This window comes from Corynebacterium sp. HMSC06D04, from assembly GCF_001807315.1.
Classification (GTDB): Bacteria; Actinomycetota; Actinomycetes; order Mycobacteriales; family Mycobacteriaceae; genus Corynebacterium; species Corynebacterium simulans.
This window is the reverse complement of the sequence record NZ_KV788550.1, coordinates 1-19559: the sequence shown is the minus strand read 5'-3', so window position 1 is coordinate 19559 and position 19559 is coordinate 1. Positions and strand designations below refer to the sequence as shown.

Here is a 19559-nt window from a genome sequence, read left to right as displayed (position 1 = left end):
TAGAATCCTGTGTCTAAACCGTTACTTTTTCTGCGTCCCACGCCAGCTCGCCGATGCCTAAGCCTGCGAGGAAGCCCGCCATTTGTCGGCCATAAATGCGGCGTACTCGAAGGCGCTCTACTGCTGACAATTCGCTAATTAGTGCCGCTGCGGCGGTTTCTATCTGTTCCACGCCTGCTTCCGCCGCGACTGTGAGAATCCCGGAATGTCGGCCTGGGTCGTGTTCCTCGGATTCCGATCCAGGTCTAAAGATTCGTGTCCAGCGCGCTACACCGGCAAGTTCTCCCTCCAACACAAGCTCACGAAGCAAAGCGTCCAAGTCCCCGTCGTCCATGACGTCGAAACTGATTGCCGCCACATCGTCAAAAGTGATAGTTGCGGTGGTCTCTTCCACTGTGTCCACCTTGAGCTCTGGCCACTGTCCAGTTGAAGTGCCGACAGCATTCGCTACGCGGGCATAGATTTGTTCGTCAGTCATAGGAGTCGAGACCACCTCGCCGAATTCATAAAAGTCAGGCAGCTGCGCGGCAAGGCGGGTCAAGGCCTCGTTGGAGTCCTTGCGCTCTGTTTTATCGAGCTGCTTAAAGGTGACAGACATATAGCTGCCCGTGGAATCGACGGTGTAGGCAGTAGAAATAACCGACTCGTCTTCGGAAATAGCCTGCTCCCAGTCCCAGATCTTCTCCGAGCTAATCTCATCTGGGTTATCAACTTGGAAGCACACCGTTGCCGTAGCGCGCGGGGTTTGGCGAATGACTGCTCCAAAGGAAAAGCCTGCCTTGTCACGAGAAGTATGCAGCTGCACGTTCGTTAGGCGTGACAGAGTGCGACCCGCCTTGTTCTTTTTGCCAAAAAGTCCGAAAAGCACCTAATTTCCCCTATCCTTGTGCCGCCAGCGCGGACGTAGATTCCTTCGTCCATGGAATCTGGCCAAGCCCGCACGACGTGATGAATCCTGCGTCCTGCTGGCGCGACATCTCGCGCAACCGCAGGTTGGCTTGTGCGCCTAGCTGCTTGACGTCGTGGCGAATACGCCCCAGAAGTTCTTCGTCTTCTGTCGTGGCCGTGACAAACAGGCTGTAGCGTCCCAACTGCGCACCGCGTGCTTGTGCTCTACGTGCTGCTTCGGTGTGCTCTAGGCGCATTTCAGCAGCAGCCGACCGGATTTTCTTTGATGAGTTAGCCGCCACCATCGCGTCTCGGTGCTCTGCCTCCACGCGGGAGGCACCTGTACCAGCCTCATACGGGCGGTAAACCAGCGCGACGCGCTTACGGTCAATGCGTGCATGCGGCGCAATCAGGTTGCCGAGCAAGGTGTCTTCAAACGTAGAGCGGGGCGCAGAGGCCATTTCCCACGTCACCGAAGAAACACCATCATGGCGATAGACGTTCTTGCGCACGTCATGGAACGCTGGGCCCGCGTCGAACCATTCGAGATCGTGGGTGTTTCCGCCAACGGAAATTTCTTCAAAGTCGCCTTCGGCGGCAGGGTTAAAGAACTTGTGTGCGCGTGCGCAGACTTCTTCTGCATCCATGGGAGCTGCCTGGATTCCCGACCAGGTCAGTTCCTCGTACAGGCCGGGAAGGCGGGTGCCAATTAGCTGCAAGAAGCTAGTGTCGTCTGTTTCAGCAACGCTCACTTTCAACGTGACTGCGATATGAGCTTCTGTCTCAGGGATTCCGACCGACAATTCATCAGAGGCTTCTTGCATAATGCGCTTTGCTACCTCGGGCGCGTCGTCGTGAACCGTTGCCTGGACTTCCTTAGCCACCAGCTCGCCAGTATCAGGGCGAGAGTTCGTAACAAAGACAGTGGAGACCACATCACCTGACAGTGACAGGCCGGCCAGCCAGCGGCCCCAATTAGCCGTCATGTCATTGCGTTCTTCCTGAGTCATGGCGGTTTGTCCTGACAATTGGCAGGAAAAGAGAACTGTGGCTTCGCGGCGGTGACGGTCAAAGACCACGCCGAAGTCTCGGCCTACCGCGTCTGTTCCTTCAAGTAGTTCGGTACGTGCCAGCGAACCGGGAAGGCGGTAGCGGCCTCCTGCTAACCGCGACGAGGGCCCAGAGATATAGACGTTGTCGCCGCGAGCACGGCGACGCCAGTCCTGAAAAATCATCTCCGATACCTGGGCTACCGAGCGCCCGCCCACATTAAGCGAGACCAGCAAGGCGATAATCACGGTGATTGGAAGCACCACCAGAAAGCCGATTTTCTGCATTCCGCCGAGTTGGCAAACCAAAAAGCCGATGAAGCCCGCGCCTAGAACGATGGTGGTTTTCATCGAAAATCCGCCGATACCAGTACGACGGCTAGGCTGGCCGAGCGCGTACACGGGGACGTCTACGTTATCTGCCATGGCTTTTACCTCCTTACATTTCCGTGATAGTTGCCTTGTTGACCAATGGACTCATCGAGGATTCCTTGGATTTGACGTGCTGCTGAGCCTGCGGCACGACCGCCGCGCGCTCCTTGTCCTGCTAATACGCGTCCAGTTCGCACGCCTCGGCTTACTCCGCGGCGTGCTCCCCGAGCAGCCCCTCCGAGACGAGAACCACCTGTGGCACCGCTCATGGTGGTGCGGCGCGCGCCTCCCGTTCCTGCTGCGGCACCACGCGCTCCTGCGCCAGCCGCACTACCGCCAGCCGCACTACCGCCAGCGCCCGAGTTGGCTGGGCGAACACTCGCACCTTCACTGCCAGACGTACTAGCTGCACCAGACCTCGAGCCACCGGGAGATACCGCACGCGAACTGCTACTACCTTGGCTGGAACCAGAAGCCGTGGTGCCAGAATCGCCACGACTTGCCGGGCCTGCACCAGCAGAACCCCCAGATCCGCCAGATCCGCCAGAGCCCCCGGAGCCTCCAGAACCGCCTCCGAGAGGGCTTCCACCGGAACCGCCACCAAGCGGGCTGCTTCCCGATCCCCCTGCTCCACCGCCCGGAGCTGCATTCTTTGCGGAAGAACCAGCCTTCGCGCCTGCAACAGCACCACCGGCACCGCCCATCAGTGCGCCACCGGCCATACCGATAGCACCGCCTGCAGCACCTGCGAGTCCTGCCGCACCAGACAACACGGAACCTGCACCACCGCCGCCTGCTTGCGATACGAACGGGGCAACGGTGCGCACCAGCGCAGGGCCCGAAAATCCGGCAGCAGCCAACATCAAAACAGTCATCACTGCAGACATCATGTCCTCGCCGCCAGACGCTGACTGCCAAAAAGTCACGCAATACAACAGCGCTGAAATCGGCTTGAAAAGCACACAAGCAATCAACATAGACACCACGTGATTAAGGCCTTGTCGTCCAATATTCGTATAAGAGAAGGCAGCTAACGCTGGCGTCATGCCCAATGCAATCGGGAAGAGCAAAGTACGGGTCGCTAAAGAAACGATCTGCATAATGGAGCCAGCAACACCCACACCGGCCAGCGCCAGCATAAGGATCGGCCCGCCCATTTCCTCATTTAACTCAGAAGCACCGAGAACCGATTCGGCATCGCTCGCGCCAAATTGCTTCATAACCCAATCTGCAAGTTGATCAGAAGCAACCATTGCCCCCGTTCCCAATCCCACGATGAGTGTGGAAAATAGCAGGTAGCTGCCGATATTCTTTCCCATACTCTCTAGACCGTCGGCAACGCCTTGTCTTCGGTCATAGGCCATGTGCATGCCGCCAATAATCAAGGAAGAAATCAGCGCCATACCAGCAATTCCAAGCACGATGTTCTTCACACCTTGGACAGACCCGTCCATGATGTTTTTGTCCATACGCCAGTCCATCCAGAACGTCATAACTGTCTGGAGCGCTTGGTTATTACCCTCAAGTACAGACTTGGTGAAGTCACCAACTGGATCTCCCCAAAACTCAGAGGCACCTGCGGACATTGCCTTCATCGGGTGCTTCACGCCTTCGGTGAAGTTACAGTCAAACTTTTCGAATGTTTCGAAAAGAGTATCTTCCCAATCGTCTGGGGTGATCGCCTCATCAATCTTTCGATCAATGCTCCCCTCGGGGGAGTAATCTAATTCTGCTTGGCAGTCTTCAACTAACTGTTGAAACTCATCCTTGGCTTCTTGTGCATTGGCAGGAGCTATACCTGCCAGAGTCACGATTAACGCAACTATTGCAGCCACCGGAAGCTTTTTTAGAAGCTCCATTCAGACCATCCATCTAGGTTTGCAATTTGCTTGTTAGCAGGCTGCTTGACCGATTCAAGCTCGGTCTTCCAGTCGTCTTCTTGCCATACAGCAGACATACGCACAACTATCCATGTTGGGTTGTCTGTATCGCCGTTTTCATCGGTTGGAAGTGGGAGAGCTAGGTCGCCGATCACGCGATCATTACCACAACTAGTAATTTTGAAGGCTTGTGGCGCGGCGCGGCGCGTAGCTTTCTCATCAGTATTTGCTGGGGACTTTTCAAGTTCCGCCCCCAACTTCTCAGCATTTTCGCCCGCAAAATTCGTTTTCACAGCAGCCGTAGCGAGGTCTCCACCTCGGTACAGATACGCATTAGAATTCCAGGCAGCCAGCATCGCAGCCTCTGCTGTGTGCGCGTATTTTTCTGGAACTCCATCCTTAGTAACGCCACCAGGGCCCAAGTCTTCGCTCCACAGCGTCTGCATGTCATGAGTGCGCTCAATGGTCAGCTTTTCAGGGGAATTGACTTCACACTGTAGGGAGTCCTGTTCCTTAACTTGCCCGAGAGGCTTACCGACTTTAGAAGCTGGAGTTTTTATACTTCGCCCAAAGACATCAGAGGTATCTTCAGCCCATTCCGCGGCGCTCAAATCCTCTTGATTTTTCTCGTTAGAGTCTCCGCTTTCATCATTGTTCATTTCTTGAGACTCCTCGCGGGGGCTTTCCTCGTGATTCGTCTCTTTTCCAATGAAAAATGCGGCAACAATTGCGATGACAAGGACGATGATTGCAATAACAATCGCCCAGATTTTTCGGGAGCTCTTCGTTTCCATGTGGCCTTCTTCCGCTGTTTGCGCTTCTACTGTGCGTATTCGGTAAAGCCGTCGAGGCTTTCTAGCTTGTGGAGGTCAGGGGCGTGGTCTTGGTCGGGAAGAACCAACTTCCAGTCGTCTGCTTGCCAGACAAGTTGCACGGGATAGACCGTGAGCCCGACGTCGGGATAGTCGGCGGCAAGTAGTACTTGTGCTTTGTCGTCGCTGTAGTCGGTGATTTTGAAGCCTTTGAATTCAGCGGCATCTTTCTTATCAACGTTTCCTTCCACCGACATCAAAGAGCGTCCTTGCGCCCATTGGTCTCGTCCAGGGCCTGGAGCGGTCATGTCCGAGGCAACGTTGGGCCAGGTTTTATCGTCTGCAGTAGCAAGCATGACCTGACCGTTAATTGCTGCCTGCACTGCGCCCTGTGGGGTATGCGAGTAACCATGCGGGACAGGTTCGCTTTCCTCTGGCCCGTCGTTGGAATCCACCGGCGTACCGATCCCCCCGACCGAAGACCACGAAGCGTTCTCGGGTGCTGCTTCTAGGTCAACGGTGGGCTGATCGCTCGCCTCGGTGGGCTGCTCTGGCTCGTCGGAGCCACAGGCCGCTAGTCCAAGCGTGGCCGCGACAATGGCTGCGGCTGCGCTGAGGCGGGTGATGTTCATGTCTTCCTTTCGGAGGTGTAGTTAGTTAGACGAACCACGACGCGATGGTGGCAGCAGAACTAGCGATAAGAACGCCAAGAGCGATTTTCAGTGCGGCGGTTGTGGGGGAGGTTGCCGATACTGCTTCGCCACGGTTTTTGTCTGCGGCCATGAGCGCGCCGAGGATGATTACTGCCAAAACGGAAACGGCTAGGGAGACATACAGTGCGTATTGCAGCCACTGCCAGCCCGTTCCCCACACTTCTTGCGGGAGGTCTTGTGGGGTTGATGGTGGGCCTTGGGCAAGAATCACGAGCAGTTCTCCTTACGTAGTGGTGCTAGATAAGTGCTGCGACGATGGTTCCGGCACCGCCGATAATCAAGCAGCCGACGCCGACACGCAGCGCGGCAGAGGTGGCTTCTTCGCTGGTTCCCTCGCGACGGGAGAGAACCATGGATGCGCCAATGGAAATCACGCCAGCCACGGCAACGACCAGGCCGATATAAACGCCGAAGTTGAGGCCACGGTCTACTTTTTCGCCGAAGTCACCAGGTGCTTGTGGGCTTAGGTCTTGGCCGGGAACCTGCGCGAGAATCTGGGAGTGGATGTTGGCTGCGGTTTGGGTCAGAGACATGGATTTTCCTTTCGGTTTAGAGGTGTTTGTTGGCTTCGCGGGCGCGCTCTACAAGGTCTTGCCCGATTGAGCGCACGGATTTGTGAACGAGGTCAGGGGATTCTTTTTTCTTTTGCCAGAACTTTGTGGGCTCTTCGTCCTCCGGTTCGTCGTCGAGTGGTGACCATTGGGGAAGTTCGTCGACGGTTGACTCACGCCAATCGTCGAAGTAGTCCACCCGCCAGATGGTCGGGACGGTTTTTTCCAGAACTGTGATGCGCTGTTCTAAGCTGCGGGGCAGCTTTCCAGGTGCGTCAGCAACCAAGATGATTCCCAAGACGCGGCAACCACCTGTCTTGTTGGACTGGTCTTGCAGTGCCAGGTCGTGTGCTGCTTCTAGTCCTGCACGGGTGGTTCGCGCGACAATCACGCACCACGGGTATTTGTCATGGACTGGCCACAACTGGCCGGCGTCGCCAAAGGGTGCCAGCGCGTGAGCTAGGTAGGTAGCTCCTGCGCCGCCGTGGGCAGCGACAAGCCAGATAAGCGGATCCATTTCCCCCTCGGGGGCAAGGCGGGTGTCTGCAAGGTCATTGCCTAACCCGTTAAGCGCTACGCGCTTGAGGGGTTTTGGTTGTGCTGCTGCCGTGTCTTGGGAAGTCATTAGCCCATCAGCTCCTTTTTGAAGTTGGTCACCTGGTCGAGGGCTTGCTTGGCCTCGTCCGCGTTGTAGGTGGCGTTGTCCAGTCCTGCTGCTTGTACGGCTTCTGGTCGCACTTCATCTCCGGCGACATCACGGCTGGAAGCGACTACCCAATCAACGGTGGCGTCAATGGCGCTTCGACCGTCTGCTGTGGCAGGTCGGGGTCCGTAGGAGTTGTGGGCGTTTCCATGTCCTGCTGCTTGTACAGCAGTTTCCGCTAGTCCATCACCGGTAATTCCCAGCACATCGATTTCTTTGAAGACTTCATCGGCCATGCCGGTAACCGTCTCTGGGGTTAGGACTTCTAGTGCGGCGTCAGCGAGCTTGGCTGCAGCAACAGCCAATCCTGCCTTCGGATTGGTAACACCTGCCGAGACAACCTGTGCGAGGTTCTCGACGGTTACTGCCTTCTTGGCAATGGTGATTCCCTTGCCCAGGGCCATTCCACCAAGTTTGTTGACTGCAGCAACGGTAGATTTTCCGAGGTCTCCGATAAGTTCCCCGCCAATTGGCCCGCGTGCTTCTTCCATGGATTTGCTACGAGCACCGTCGCGGGAAATGGTCGAAATTAGGTCTACCTCGCCAGACTGAGAAGCAGACTCCGCCTCAGAAGTTGCAGTAGCAGAGGCTGACGGGCCCTTGGGCTTCGCCGATGTCGTTTCCTCTGCGGTAGTAGACGTCGTTTCGCTATCGGCAGACTCTGCGCTAGAGCTGGGTGCTGTCGATGGTTCAGCAGCTAATCCAGGAACTTCGTTGTCACTGACCGATTCGACCTTAAATCCGCCTTTACCGAAGTCGATTCCTCCGCCTTTGACATCATCAATGCCGCCGAGCCGAACGGCAGGGCCCAAGGTGTCGCTTACGGCTTGAAGGGATTCTTCTGGGTCGTGCAGGTCAAGGCGTTCTGCGGTGCCGACAACAAGGTCAGAAAGTCGTCCTGAAACAGGCAGGTCGCAGACAAGGTCGCCTTCCGAGCACCACGACGCGGTACGGGAGGCGAGCTCTCCGAAGTCTTTTCCTCCGGTCTTGTCCAGGCCCATGCCTGCGCCATCGAGCTTGTCTTGTTCTGGGGAGCTAAAGTCTCCTACCTGCTTAATGTTTCCGCCGTCAGTTCCGGGTACGGCTTCTGGAGTAGAAGCGCCACCCTGCATGACTTCTACGCCCTTGTCTCGTGTGGGGTCAGAAAACAGGGCTACGCCAGCTACCTTGTCAGCTGGGAAATCGGACTCTCCGGAGCCGATTTCACGGGCAATGGTGGAAGCTACTTGTGCGCCTTGGGAGTGTCCGGCCAAAAAGACCTTCGTGTTGGGGCAGTTGTTAGCTACTTCTTGCAGTACCTTTGCGGTGTTTTGTGCGCCCTTTTCCATCGACTCGGAATAAGCAACAGGTGCCGATGGTTTCAGTCCTGGTACAAAGGCGCCGCCTGCAGCAGCTGGGTAGGTGACGTAGGTACGGGCAATCCGCGTGCCGTCTTTTTCTACCGTGTCCTTGTGCTCGGTCTTCCACTCGTCAGTGTCGTTTTTCGGAGCGTCTTCCCATAGTGAGTCTGCAGACTCACTATCACTGTCAGACTCTTCAGTGCTCTTTGCACTGTCTTTGTCTGTGTTGTTCCACGGATCATTTGAATCCGCAGAGTTTTCGTCCTTAGACGTCTCGGCGTCTCCCCACAGGTCGTTAGCGTTGCTATTGGAATCTGTGGAATCGTCCGAATCGCCCTCCGAGCCCCAGAGGCCGTTGCTGTCGCTAGAGTTCTCACCAGTCTTTTTATCTCCGCTGCCCCACAAGTCATTGGAGTCAGCGGCAATAAGTTGGGTGTGGTTGTCCGTGACTGCTTCTGCAGTTGTTTGGGCTGAGGTGGACTCAGAGGAGTCTTCTGCTTGCTCCAAGCTAATACCGCCCGATGGGTCTTTCGGGGTGCTTGGGTTTCCTTCACGCATGGCAGGCCCGGCGATTTTCGAGCCGAAGCCATGGTCGTGAGTAGAGTCTTCCTGCGCGGACGTGTCAAAGGTGCCATTGACAAGAACGAGCTGAATATCAGCGCATTTGTCGTCGGAGACTTCCTTCTTTTCGGTCTCAGTTTGGGCCATAGCGGTAGGCACAGACAGGCCGAACATGGCTACAACGGAAGCCGTGGCGGCGTAGGAGAATGCGGCTTTTATCGATTTCACCGTCTTAGTCCTCTCGTCCAATGGAGTGAACAGCCCACGTTCCGTGGTTGTCCTTGGCGGTTACTTTTTGCTTGTAAAGAGTTGGCTTGTCTTCCTTGGGTTGCTTGACCTCTAGCTCTACGGAGGTCGTATCTCCCTCGGACGGCTGCATAGTCAAGCACCAGGTCGTACCTTCGGGAGCAGCCTTGGGCAGAATCTTCATCCAGTCCTGCTTTTGCATTTCGCTGTCTTTGGTCAAAGACGCCTTGACGCCATTGGCGTCAGCGTCAAAATAAGCCTTTTCAAACTTGGCGATAGCTGCACGCGGTGAGTCCTCCTGGGAGACATCAACGTCATTGTTTCCCCCGCAACGATCTCCGACCTCTGCGACTTCTTTCGAAGTATCAGAGATGGGTTGCGGGCCCTTTTGCTCCACTTGGTCAGCAACCGGCGAGGATTGTTCGGTTTCGCCCTGTGCTTCGGTCGTCTCGGGCGAATCGCTTCCCTGGTTCAGGTAGGTTGTAGCGCCAATGCCTACCAGTGCGAGTACGGCTACACCGAGTGCTATCGGCGCTGCAGATCCGCGCTTTTTCGGCTCAGAGGGTGCGCTCTCTTTATTCTCGTTGCGTGCCGGACGAGATAGCTTGGGCTTTTTAACAGCCTTCGGCTTCTTTTTTGGCTGCGGTTTCTCCTCTACAGGCTGTTCCGGCTGCTTATCGGCTACGTCTTCTTCCGCTTTTGTGCTCTCGTTAGCCCCGTCGAGGGCGCGTAGCTCCGGCTTGGAAGAGTTTTTGTCCTTGTCTTGGTTGTTTAGTGCGTCAAGCCAGTCGTCCATGGGTATTCCTCATTTCTCGGCTGTTGCCGCAGGCAAATTAGACGGTCTTGTGGTCGATGGTCATATCTGCCGACACTGCGCCCAGTTCGCCGCTTTGGGAAGTAGGCAGGTTTTCCACGTGGTCGATAACCGCGTTGTGCAGGTTATTGAGGTTTTCCTGGGCGTAGTCCGGCAGCGTAGACGCTGCGTTTTGGCCTGCTTGCTGAATGAAGGCCACCTCATTCGCTGGAAGCGCAACGGTGTTTTCTCCGGCTGGGGTAGAAATCGTCACATCGCCATCGAAGGGCTGGGCGGTGCCCTGCGCGGTAACCGTGATTCCTGGCGCACTCACGGTCGCTGACGCGCCTTCTACTTCGTTGGTTTCTACCGGCGCAGCTGGGGCAGGCTCCGGCTGGCTAGGTACAGGAGCCGAGGCTGGTGCTGACTGTTCCGGCTGTTCTGGCTGTACAGGAGCCGATTCAACGGCCTGTGGGGCAGGCTGATGATTTTCTTCTACCGGCTGAACGTCCTCTACTTCACTAACGTCTTCTGCCTCACCGTTTTGTGGCACCACAGCAGGCTGGTCGGCGATTGGCTGTTCTTCTACTGCTGGCTCAGTGGTGTGGACGGCAGGCTGGTAAGTCGGCTCGGTAGCAATGTCTACCGGCTCATTGTTAATGGCAGGTTCTGCTGCCGGCTGTTCGGAGATAACTTCATCGCTCCACTGTGGGGTTGCGGAGTTGTTGTTGCCATTGTCAGATTCCACCGGCTTTGGTGCCGGAGTTTCAGCTTCGGTGCCCGGCTGAGATTCGTTGGAGGCAGTCGGAGCAGTCTCGGTACCTGGCTGCGCATTGTTAGCTGGCTGGGCCGGAATATTGGACTGGTTAGGAAGCTGCGCGTCGATCTCGGTTCCCGGCTGGGCGTTATTGGCAGCGGCGGATTCTTCTTCCCCGCCGTTGTTGCCCGCGGAGTTGTTATCGGTGTCCGTACCAGGCTGTGCTTCGCTTGCAGCTTGTGCGTCGGAATCATCGGAGGCGGTGGTATCCGTGCCGGGCTGGGCACCAGTAGATTCCTCGGCCTGCGCCGAGGCGGCGCTTACGCCAGTAACAGCACTCAAGGCGACGAGTGTGGCGGCGCTTGTGGAAATAGCGGTGCGGATATTGACCATTGGTCCCTCTCTACAATGTGTGCGTCGTTTCTCGTTTTGCGCATTCTGCGCGTTCTGCGCGTTCTGCGTCGCACTCCATTGTGGCGCAAGTCCTGTGCCATTCCAACAGCAATTGTTTATTATTTTTGCCTTTTAACTTCCCCCAAGGTTTTCACATGCGTTTACTTTCCCTTTATGCGCTGGTACTTTCTCCTTTATTTACCGGAATTCCCGAATTTAATTCACAGCAATAAAACGGGCCAATACCCCCATTTCGGGGCGGGTATTAACATTCCTATTAGTTGATGATATGTCCGCATTTTTCTGCTTTTTACAGAAAAACACCCCAGAATGGAACATTCTGGGGTGTCTGACCAGCCCTAACTGGCAAGAAAGCTACAGCTTTCGCTACTCCTGTGGGGGTATCCCGTTGAGTAATTCTTCTAAGGAAGATTTTGGAATCCGGTATCGACCACTCGGCAAGCGGACAACTCCGTCGATTTTTCCGGACGCAGCCCACGCCTGCACCGAACGTCGAGAGACGTTGGGAAGCAGTTCTGCAGCTTCTCCCGAGGTCAGCCACACTTCTTCGTTGGTCTGCTCAGCGTCTCCTGTAGTCATGTCGGTCATATTACATCCACTCCAGCTGGCGTCAATCACGCGATTGGCACACTCTGCGCATTCTGCGCGTATTGCGCCTTTTGCGCTTTTTGTCTATTCTCGTTTCTACCTCGGGCCATAAAGCTGGCTTTGTCGAGGTTTTCTTGAACCATTTTATCTAGGTAACACTTAGCCCTGCTAGGAGGGCATTTATGGATACCAAAGTCACCTTTCGTATTGATGCACACCTCAAAGAAGAGCTGCATCATATGGCTATCTGTCAGCATACAACGATGAATGCGCTGATCGTTCAGGCCATTTCTGAGAGTCTTGCCAGATACCTTGGAGAACGCTGTCTGGTTAAAAAAGGTCTAGCGCACTAGGTTTTTAGCCCCATAGAATTCGGGGCCATGGCGAGGAAGAAGAAAGAAGACCCCAATCAGATCTCCCTTTTCGACTTCTTAGGAGAAAGCACCAATGATCTACAAAGCGACAATCCAGCAGGCCTATCAGGACGCAGGACGCGAACTAAGCGAGCCGGAGTTGACCGAGACCTACGAAGCAATGATGAGTCAGTGGGAGCAGACCTCCGCGAGGAATCTGCAGATACTCACCGACCGTTGGAAGCAGAAGACGGGCAAGCAGACAGTCGACGCACTAACGCGGGGACAGCTTCTGAATCTGGCCGACCAGCAGGCGAGCGAGGAAGTCCGCAGCGAGTGGCTCGACCCGATCACCCAGGAAGTAATCGAGGACAATCTTCTCCACGACGAGATGAATCCACCGAGCCTGCAGGTTCTCACCTCCCCGAACCTGTGGATGACTCAGTGGAATCTCCTTCCCGACAACGACGCACTCAACGAACTAGCAGCGAGCCTGTGGCCGGAGAAGAGCTCGAAGTGGCTGCTGGTGGCAACGGCACTACTGCAAGTCAGCGACCATCAGAACAAGGAGTACCCGACCGAGAAGGACTCGACACTTCTTCCCGCCTTCGAGGCGAAGGTCAATCACGCAATGACGCTCAACTAGATCCGGTTTGGACAAATATCGCCGCGATTGAGGCGGCTATTGCCTACCGAGACGGTGACAGCCTTGACGATAGCCAGCGCCAAGCGCTGGAGCAATACCGCTCTTGGGGTGCTTTCTCCCAGGTCTTCGATGAACACAACGAGCGCTACGCACCTGCCCGCCAGCGTCTTCGCGAGCTACTAAGCGACGACGAATACACGGCAGCTAGGCGCACAATTCTTACCGCCTATTACACTCCCCCAAGCCTTACTTCCACCATCTGGGACAGCCTTCACACCGCAGGATATACCGAGGGCAAGGTACTTGAACCCGGCGTGGGAGCAGGTGGATTTATTGACGCAGCACCCGAAGGTGCAGACGTTGTAGGCATTGAGCGCGACCCTATGAGCGCGCTTATCGCTAATGCTCGCTACCCCGAGTCGCAGATTCGCCGCGAAGACTTCGCGGATACCTCAATTGCCGATAACTCCTTCGTCGCCACCATCGGCAATGTTCCTTTCTCCCAGACCGCACCTTACGACCCGCACCACAACCGTGCGGGCCTATCCACGCACAACTACTTCATTTCCAAGTCCATCGACTTGACCGCCCCAGGTGGCTATGTTGCTGTTCTAACCTCCCAGCACTCTGCCGATTCGGCTGGGCGCGGGGCTACCAGCGTGCAGCAAGCACTTACTGACCGCGCCGATTTCATCACTGGCGTGCGCCTGCCTGGCGGCTCAAACGGTGCTTTTGCCGATTTTGCTGGCACCGAAGTAGGCACTGATGTTCTCGTCTTCCGTGTTCGCGACGAAAATCAGGAACCTAGTGCGCGCACCGAGGAATTCTGCCGGAAACAGTCCATTACGGTTGGCGATACCACCCGTGCGATAAATAAGTTCTTCGCAGATAATCCAGACCACGTACTCGGCACGTGGAAGGAAGTTTCTTCCCAGTTCGGGCCAACCCTAGAGGTACGCAGCGACAATACGGACAACGTGGCAGACCAGCTGGGCGATATTTTACGCCGCGATATTTCTACTGCTGTCGCCAACGGCCAGGGGCTTACCGCTAGTCCAGAAACGATTAACCACGCCGAACAACTAGACGTCTCTGGCCTTATTGAGGCCCGCCGAGAACAGCTCCAAGACACTTTGGGCGCATTGCGCTATATCGACAATGACGACGGCAGCGTGCAATTCCAGCAGCTTAATCCCATCGGCGCCAGCGGCGAGTCCGCATGGGAAGACGTCAAATGCGCTAAGAAATACCAGCAGGAATGGAAAGCCATTGTTGACCTGCGCAATACCACCGAAGCAGTCCTAGAAGCCTGCCGCGAGGGGCAAGAAGACGAGCTTCCCGCACTACGCGAGGTTCTTAACACCCAATACGACGCTTACGCCAGCACTTACGGCCCGCTTAATCGCTTTACTGTCCAAGCTGCCAAGGAAAAGACGCCAGAGCGTATCTCGGCCGACTTCGAGAAAAAGGTTGACCTGTGGCGAAAGCACAACGCCGTTGATGATCGCCCCTTCGAGGGTGAACTTCCCGATGACGTCACCGCCCGGTTATGGGACGAAGCCAAGCAGCCCAGCACCCGCGAGCAGCGCAAGCAACTGCACCTTTCTGGCGCACTGCGCCGCGACCCGTATGTCACGGCTGTTCTAGCACTCGAAGACTTCAATGACGATACCCAGCAGGCCACCAAGGGCCCACTGTTTACCACTAACCCACTGCGCTCTATAGACACTCCCACCAGTGCCGATTCAGCCCAGGACGCGGTAGTTATCGCTCAAAACCATAACTTGCCCATGACTACTGCCACCTTTGCAGAGCTTTTGGGAAATACCGACGAAGACGCCCTTGCCCGCGAGCTGACCGAAAATAAGGTTGCTTTTCGCCACCCGCACCGCCCTGACGAGTGGGTTCCAGCAACCAAGTACCTTTCTGGGTCTATCTATCCCAAGCTGGAAACTGCCCGCCAGGTCGCGCACAACGATCCGCGCTTTCTTCCCAATGTCGCAGGCTTGGAAGAAGCCTTACCGGACAAGGTCACCAGCGGAATCAAGATGAGTCTAGGTGCGACGTGGATACCCGATGATGTCTACCGCGATTTCATCATTGACACTCTGGATATTCCCGCCAGCCTGCACAATCGAGTCACAGTAAACAACCGTGCTGATGAGTGGTTTGTCAGCACTCCAAAGGATTGGCACACGCGAGAAGAAGTCGATCTGAAATGGGGCGTGCGCGCGGCTAACGCAAATGGCCAATACAACTTCAATGACGAAGAGTTTAAGGATTTCAGCCACGCTGGTATCGCCCACTCTGGTGCCGACGCCACTGTCTACTCGGCAGCAAAGCTCATTGAAGACACCATGAACATGCGCCCGCCGCAGCTCAACATGTCCAAATACGCCAAGCTGGATAAAGGCTACGGAGAAAATGCGCTAGTCGTCCACCGCAAGGCTTCTGCCTTTGCCGGTTCCAAGGTGGAAGGACTAGAAAAGCACTTTTCCCGCTGGGTCACCCAAGACCCAGAGCGCTATGAGCGCCTAGTTGACGTCTATAACCGCACGCTCAATGGTGTTGTTGCCCCCAGCTATGACGGTTCTCGCCGCGAGATTGCAGGCATTAGCGACCGCTACAAGCCCTACCCATATCAGCTCAACGCAGTCGAGCGCATGCTCAACGAACCAGGTGTGCTGCTAAACCACGTTGTCGGTGCCGGGAAAACCGGCAGCATGCTCATGGGTGCCATGGAGCTAAAGCGCCTAGGCGTTGCCAAACAGCCCTGGATGGTTGTGCCTAACCACCTCGTAGAGCAGGTAGGAATCGAGGCAAAGCAGTGGTTCCCCGGCGCAAATATGCTGGTAGAAACCCGCAGTGGCAGCAGCCGCAAAGACGACCGCCAGCGTCTTCTTGCCCAAGCCGCAGCCAATGACTGGGAGCTAGTCATTGTCTCTATGAGCTCGTTCGGCGAGATGAGCATGTCCGCAGACTATCTGCGCGACTACCGCGACAGCGTCTTAGACGAATTCGAGCGCGACCTGCAAGAAATCGAAGACAACGAGGTAGACGAGCAGACCCGCCGCGATAACACGCGCCGAATCGAGCAAAAGCGCGACAAGTTCGAGCAGAGCATGAACCAAAAAATCGACAAGATTTCTCGCGGTGACACAATCCCCTGGGATCAAACGCGCGGCGACTACATCATTGTCGACGAGGCACACAACTATAAAAACCTCCGGCGCGTATCCAAGCTGGCTGACCTCGCCGAAGAAGGCTCTGACCGCGCTACTGACCTCGACGTGAAACTGCGCTACCTACGCGGCGAAAAAGGCAGCGAGCACCCCATTGCCACCTTTGCCACGGGTACACCTATTGCCAATTCCATCGCCGAAATCTACACCATGCTCAACTATCTTCGGCCCGATCTTCTCCACGAAGCAGGCATGCATGGTGTGAACTCCTGGGCGCAAAACTTCACCTCGAAGCGCAGCGAAATTGGTTTTACCGCTGGCAATAAAATCAAGCCACAAACCCGCATTGCCAGCTATGAAAACCTTGCAGAGCTGGCCCAAATGTGCGCGCCCATGGCCGACACCATCACCCGCGAAGATATTCCACGCAAGCTCCCCAGCATTAAAGGCGGCGAGACTACCGTCGTGGAATTCGACGTAGACCAAGAAACCAAGGACTTAATTCAAGATCTTTCCTGGCGCGAAGATAATCAACCAGACAACCCCAAAATCGACAATGCCCTAAAGATTATGAGCGACGGCAAAAACGCCACGCTCTCGCCAGAACTGGCCAACCTTCCGCCCGCCCAAGGTGTCGGTCGAGTTCATGCCGTTGTCCAAAACGTCGTGCGCGAATGGCAGGACAATAAAGACAACGAGTACACCGACCAACAGGGAAATGTCTCACCTAATCGTGGTGGCCTACAGCTTATTTTCTGCGATAAGGGAGTGCCCAAGCCTGACGGCTCATTCTCCATGTATGAGGCAATCCGCGACCAGCTTGTCGAAGCCGGCATGGATAAAGGCCGCATTCGCTTTATCCACGACTGGGACAATAAACGCACCCAGCTTTTTGACGACTGCAATAACGGCAAAGTCGATGTCCTTATTGCCAATACGGCCAAGCTAGGCACCGGCGCAAATATCCAATCTCGCGGCGTTGCTATCCACCACGTAGACGTTCCCTGGCGTCCTGCCGACCTAGAGCAGCAGGACGGACGCTTTTTCCGCCAAGGCAACCAGAACGACGAAGTCGCCCGCTATACCTACGTTGGACGCGGCACCTACGACGGCCACTCCTGGGCCACTATCGAGCGCAAAGGCCGATTTACCAACCAATTCTGGAATGCTGACCGCTCCATGCGCTCCATTGCCCCACTCGAAGACAACGACCTAGAGGCCATGGCCCAAAACAAGGCTATTGCTACCGGAAACCCTGACTTCGTGCGCAAAGCAGAGCTCACCAAACAGGTAGAAAAACTCGAAGCTGCCGCCGATGAGCACACCGCACTCGCTGAATCCAACGTTCTCACCCGCAGGCAAGCACAAGAAGACCTCACCCGCGCCCAACGACGCCTAGACCGAACCGAAGGGCTAGTAGACCAAGCAAAACAATGGGCAGACACCGACTACTCAAAGGAGCGCACGTGGAATATCAACCACGCCCAGCAAGACTCCCGCGAGGAAGCCACGAGCGCCCTTATTGACCGTCTCAAAGAGGTCAAAGACTCGCGCAGCACCGACTACCAGCCAGTAGGTACTATTGCTGGAATCTCGTTTGCTGCACGATTCGACGCGATTAATGGCAGCGTTCAGGTTAAATCCGACTTCGGGCAAGTAGGCCGTGACGCCATTGAAAAATGGGTCATTGACCCCACCTACGCGCACTCTGGAATTACTCCCGAAGAAATCAAGAACAAACAAAGCGGCCTGCTTACCCAGCTAGAAAATACGGTGCGCGCAGCCCCTGACCGCGTCGACCAAACCCGCGCTGACATCACCAACTATCAGCAGACCATCGACGACATTGACCAGCTCGGAGACCCAGAGTCCTTCCCCCACCAAGACCAACTGGACTCGGCGCGCAAAGAGCTCAACAAGGTCACTCAACGCCTGGCCGACTTCGACGCCTCCGACGCAGAAGTTCGCCGACGCCAAGAATATGCCAGCCGACTCGCCAGCAAAGGACGCAGCCCCGGCTACTCCCTAGAGCTCAACCCCACCGGGTTCATGCGCGATACAGGAATGGTCTGCCACCCAGACAGCAAGCCCATCTCCCACGCGGCAGAAGGAACCACGCTTCCCGCTCCGCCTGCCTCCCCTGAGCTCCACCCCGGAGCACAGGAAAGCATGGACTTCCTCAACGGACTCGGCCTCGGAAGCGAAGTCAACAACCCCCACAGCAACGACTACACAGAGAACTCAGCCCAGACCCCAGACGAAGACATAAACCTAGACGAAGAGCAAGAGGACGATAACGGAAATGAGCTGTAGCACACACCATCGCGCAACATGTACAATAAACGCAGAACGCGCAATACGCGCAGACTCTCCGGCAGAAATCCAGCGATTAATCACATCGGTGTGATTTAATAAGCGAAGAAAATAAAAGCCGCGCTCCACACACGTGGGGCGCGCAGCGCGAGCGGCACACACCCTCGGTTCAAGTCCAGGGCGCGCACATTCCTCAAAAACGAGGAAACCCCCGCATCATCGAGCGCCAACTCTAGCGGGGGTCCAACTCCAAATCGACACCGACCGTGTCGATTCAAACTTTACCACTTCCCCACAGGAAGTGCGCAAAGCACAACACGGTCGGTGCCGATAATCCGAAAGGAGACTAAGGCACCATGCAGCCCCGAGACGAGCGCCGCGCCAAGCTCGAAGCAGTCAAAGAACTAGCCCGCAGGCAAGAACACGACGCCGCACAAGAACTCCTCCAAGCCCAAGACGTCGGCTACACCTCTAAACTCTTCGTCCAAGCACTCTTCCCCTACCGCAACCCAGACAGCAACGAACGAAAAATCACTACTGCGGAAGGCACCATCAGCGTCTACTCACCCAACGGGCTTCCCTACGGCAAGTACCCGCGCCTCATCATGGCCTACATCATCACCCGCGCCGTAGCTAATGCCGGACGCCTCAAAGAAGGAAAAATCACCCACGAAGAAGCCCGCCGCATTCCGCTAGGCCATTCCATGAGCCACTTCCTTCAAGCAATCGGCGTCACCGGACGCGGCACCGGAGGCGTGCATGGAAATCTCTCTAAAATCCGCGACCAACTCCTACGCCTAGCTAGTTCAGCAATCACCGTCCAAAGCGACGACGGGGTTCACGCACGGGGTCGCAACACCCAAATTCTCGAAGACTGGAACCTCTGGTTCGACCCACGCGACCCCAACCAGGGCAGCTTCATGGAATCAGAACTTGTCCTCACTCCCCAGTTCTTCAAGCACATTGCCGAATCCCCCATTCCCATCGACCTCAATGTACTGCGCGAGCTCAACAAACCGCGAGCGATGGACATTTACATCTGGCTCACCGTAAAGCAATACTGGTTAGCTAAAAACAACCGCGAAGCCTACACCTTCACCTGGGACATGATCGCCGCCAACTTCTCCACCAAGCAACTACACTCCAGCGACGCACGAAAAAACTTCCGCAAAGAGATCAAAAAAGCCATTCTTGAGCTCACTACTGCATGGCCCAACGCTGGCATTACAGCCAACGCGGACGGAGTAACGGTCACAAGGACTGCTCCATCAGTTCAGCAGAAACCGCCCCGTCCCGAACTCGACTGACCCAATCCCGACGAACCAGCGCCCTCCGGGGCGCTTTCTTTTTAGCTAAGACCTGCTTGCGCATATTTACCACCCCTCGTGCGCATATTTA

16 protein-coding genes are annotated in these 19559 nt (G+C 55.9%); 4 read left to right on the top strand and 12 right to left on the bottom strand.

The window, feature by feature from the left end:
- Nucleotides 1-13 precede the first annotated feature (13 nt).
- From HMPREF3155_RS08525 to HMPREF3155_RS12695, 12 genes are all read right to left on the bottom strand, one after another.
- Entirely contained in the window at nt 14-868 is an 855-nt protein-coding gene (locus HMPREF3155_RS08525; protein ID WP_070433088.1) for a hypothetical protein, read from the bottom strand.
- Between the two features lie 10 nt (nt 869-878).
- Entirely contained in the window at nt 879-2363 is a 1485-nt protein-coding gene (locus HMPREF3155_RS08520) for an SCO6880 family protein (RefSeq protein WP_005326123.1), read from the bottom strand.
- A gap of 5 nt (nt 2364-2368) precedes the next feature.
- Nucleotides 2369-4168, bottom strand: a complete 1800-nt coding sequence (locus tag HMPREF3155_RS08515; protein ID WP_070433087.1) for a hypothetical protein — start codon at nt 4166-4168, stop codon at nt 2369-2371.
- A complete protein-coding gene (locus HMPREF3155_RS08510; RefSeq protein WP_070433086.1) occupies nt 4156-4983 on the bottom strand; it encodes a DUF8175 domain-containg protein in 828 nt (275 codons plus the stop codon). Before HMPREF3155_RS08510 ends, HMPREF3155_RS08515 begins: the two co-directional genes overlap by 13 nt.
- Before the next feature lie 26 nt (nt 4984-5009).
- A complete protein-coding gene (locus HMPREF3155_RS08505; protein ID WP_070433085.1) occupies nt 5010-5633 on the bottom strand; it encodes a DUF8175 domain-containg protein in 624 nt (207 codons plus the stop codon).
- A 25-nt stretch (nt 5634-5658) separates the two neighbouring features.
- A complete protein-coding gene (locus HMPREF3155_RS08500; RefSeq protein WP_234288091.1) occupies nt 5659-5925 on the bottom strand; it encodes a hypothetical protein in 267 nt (88 codons plus the stop codon).
- 25 nt (nt 5926-5950) lie between these two features.
- On the bottom strand, nt 5951-6247 hold the full coding sequence (locus tag HMPREF3155_RS08495; protein WP_005326106.1) for a hypothetical protein: 297 nt from the start codon (nt 6245-6247) through the stop codon (nt 5951-5953).
- Between the two features lie 16 nt (nt 6248-6263).
- Nucleotides 6264-6890, bottom strand: coding sequence for a DUF6668 family protein (locus HMPREF3155_RS08490; RefSeq protein ID WP_070433084.1), 627 nt, complete (start codon nt 6888-6890; stop codon nt 6264-6266).
- Complete coding sequence (locus tag HMPREF3155_RS08485; RefSeq protein WP_070433083.1) at nt 6890-9097, bottom strand: cutinase family protein; 2208 nt, start codon at nt 9095-9097, stop codon at nt 6890-6892. Before HMPREF3155_RS08485 ends, HMPREF3155_RS08490 begins: the two co-directional genes overlap by 1 nt.
- A 4-nt stretch (nt 9098-9101) precedes the next feature.
- Nucleotides 9102-9911: a DUF8176 domain-containing protein gene (locus HMPREF3155_RS08480; protein WP_070433082.1), complete on the bottom strand. Its 810-nt coding sequence runs from the start codon at nt 9909-9911 to the stop codon at nt 9102-9104.
- 37 nt (nt 9912-9948) lie between these two features.
- Entirely contained in the window at nt 9949-11058 is a 1110-nt protein-coding gene (locus tag HMPREF3155_RS08475; RefSeq protein WP_070433081.1) for a hypothetical protein, read from the bottom strand.
- Between the two features lie 387 nt (nt 11059-11445).
- Nucleotides 11446-11658 (bottom strand): helix-turn-helix domain-containing protein, encoded by a 213-nt coding sequence (locus tag HMPREF3155_RS12695; protein WP_168162316.1) that lies wholly within the window; start codon nt 11656-11658, stop codon nt 11446-11448.
- Nucleotides 11659-11849: 191 nt separating this feature from the next.
- Between HMPREF3155_RS12695 and HMPREF3155_RS13055 the strand changes: the two genes are divergently transcribed.
- The 4 genes from HMPREF3155_RS13055 (at nt 11850) to HMPREF3155_RS08455 (ending at nt 19468) form a co-directional block, all read left to right on the top strand.
- Nucleotides 11850-12020, top strand: a complete 171-nt coding sequence (locus HMPREF3155_RS13055; protein WP_156794356.1) for a hypothetical protein — start codon at nt 11850-11852, stop codon at nt 12018-12020.
- Nucleotides 12021-12114: 94 nt separating this feature from the next.
- Nucleotides 12115-12666: a hypothetical protein gene (locus tag HMPREF3155_RS13315; protein WP_070433080.1), complete on the top strand. Its 552-nt coding sequence runs from the start codon at nt 12115-12117 to the stop codon at nt 12664-12666.
- A 383-nt stretch (nt 12667-13049) separates the two neighbouring features.
- A complete protein-coding gene (locus HMPREF3155_RS13475; RefSeq protein ID WP_371441326.1) occupies nt 13050-18161 on the top strand; it encodes a DEAD/DEAH box helicase family protein in 5112 nt (1703 codons plus the stop codon).
- Nucleotides 18162-18517: 356 nt separating this feature from the next.
- Nucleotides 18518-19468, top strand: a complete 951-nt coding sequence (locus tag HMPREF3155_RS08455; protein ID WP_070433078.1) for a replication protein RepA — start codon at nt 18518-18520, stop codon at nt 19466-19468.
- Nucleotides 19469-19559: the final 91 nt, after the last annotated feature.

What these genes read in the sequence shown, in the direction of transcription:
- HMPREF3155_RS08520 (WP_005326123.1), bottom strand. Translation starts at nt 2,363, where the DNA reads ATGGCAGATAACGTAGACGTCCCCGTGTACGCGCTCGGCCAGCCTAGC.
- HMPREF3155_RS13475 (WP_371441326.1), top strand. Translation starts at nt 13,050, where the DNA reads ATGAGCGCGCTTATCGCTAATGCTCGCTACCCCGAGTCGCAGATTCGC.
- HMPREF3155_RS08510 (WP_070433086.1), bottom strand. Translation starts at nt 4,983, where the DNA reads ATGGAAACGAAGAGCTCCCGAAAAATCTGGGCGATTGTTATTGCAATC.
- HMPREF3155_RS13315 (WP_070433080.1), top strand. Translation starts at nt 12,115, where the DNA reads ATGATCTACAAAGCGACAATCCAGCAGGCCTATCAGGACGCAGGACGC.
- HMPREF3155_RS13055 (WP_156794356.1), top strand. Translation starts at nt 11,850, where the DNA reads ATGGATACCAAAGTCACCTTTCGTATTGATGCACACCTCAAAGAAGAG.
- HMPREF3155_RS08495 (WP_005326106.1), bottom strand. Translation starts at nt 6,247, where the DNA reads ATGTCTCTGACCCAAACCGCAGCCAACATCCACTCCCAGATTCTCGCG.
- HMPREF3155_RS08455 (WP_070433078.1), top strand. Translation starts at nt 18,518, where the DNA reads ATGCAGCCCCGAGACGAGCGCCGCGCCAAGCTCGAAGCAGTCAAAGAA.
- HMPREF3155_RS08475 (WP_070433081.1), bottom strand. Translation starts at nt 11,058, where the DNA reads ATGGTCAATATCCGCACCGCTATTTCCACAAGCGCCGCCACACTCGTC.
- HMPREF3155_RS08480 (WP_070433082.1), bottom strand. Translation starts at nt 9,911, where the DNA reads ATGGACGACTGGCTTGACGCACTAAACAACCAAGACAAGGACAAAAAC.
- HMPREF3155_RS08515 (WP_070433087.1), bottom strand. Translation starts at nt 4,168, where the DNA reads ATGGAGCTTCTAAAAAAGCTTCCGGTGGCTGCAATAGTTGCGTTAATC.
- HMPREF3155_RS12695 (WP_168162316.1), bottom strand. Translation starts at nt 11,658, where the DNA reads ATGACTACAGGAGACGCTGAGCAGACCAACGAAGAAGTGTGGCTGACC.
- HMPREF3155_RS08490 (WP_070433084.1), bottom strand. Translation starts at nt 6,890, where the DNA reads ATGACTTCCCAAGACACGGCAGCAGCACAACCAAAACCCCTCAAGCGC.
- HMPREF3155_RS08505 (WP_070433085.1), bottom strand. Translation starts at nt 5,633, where the DNA reads ATGAACATCACCCGCCTCAGCGCAGCCGCAGCCATTGTCGCGGCCACG.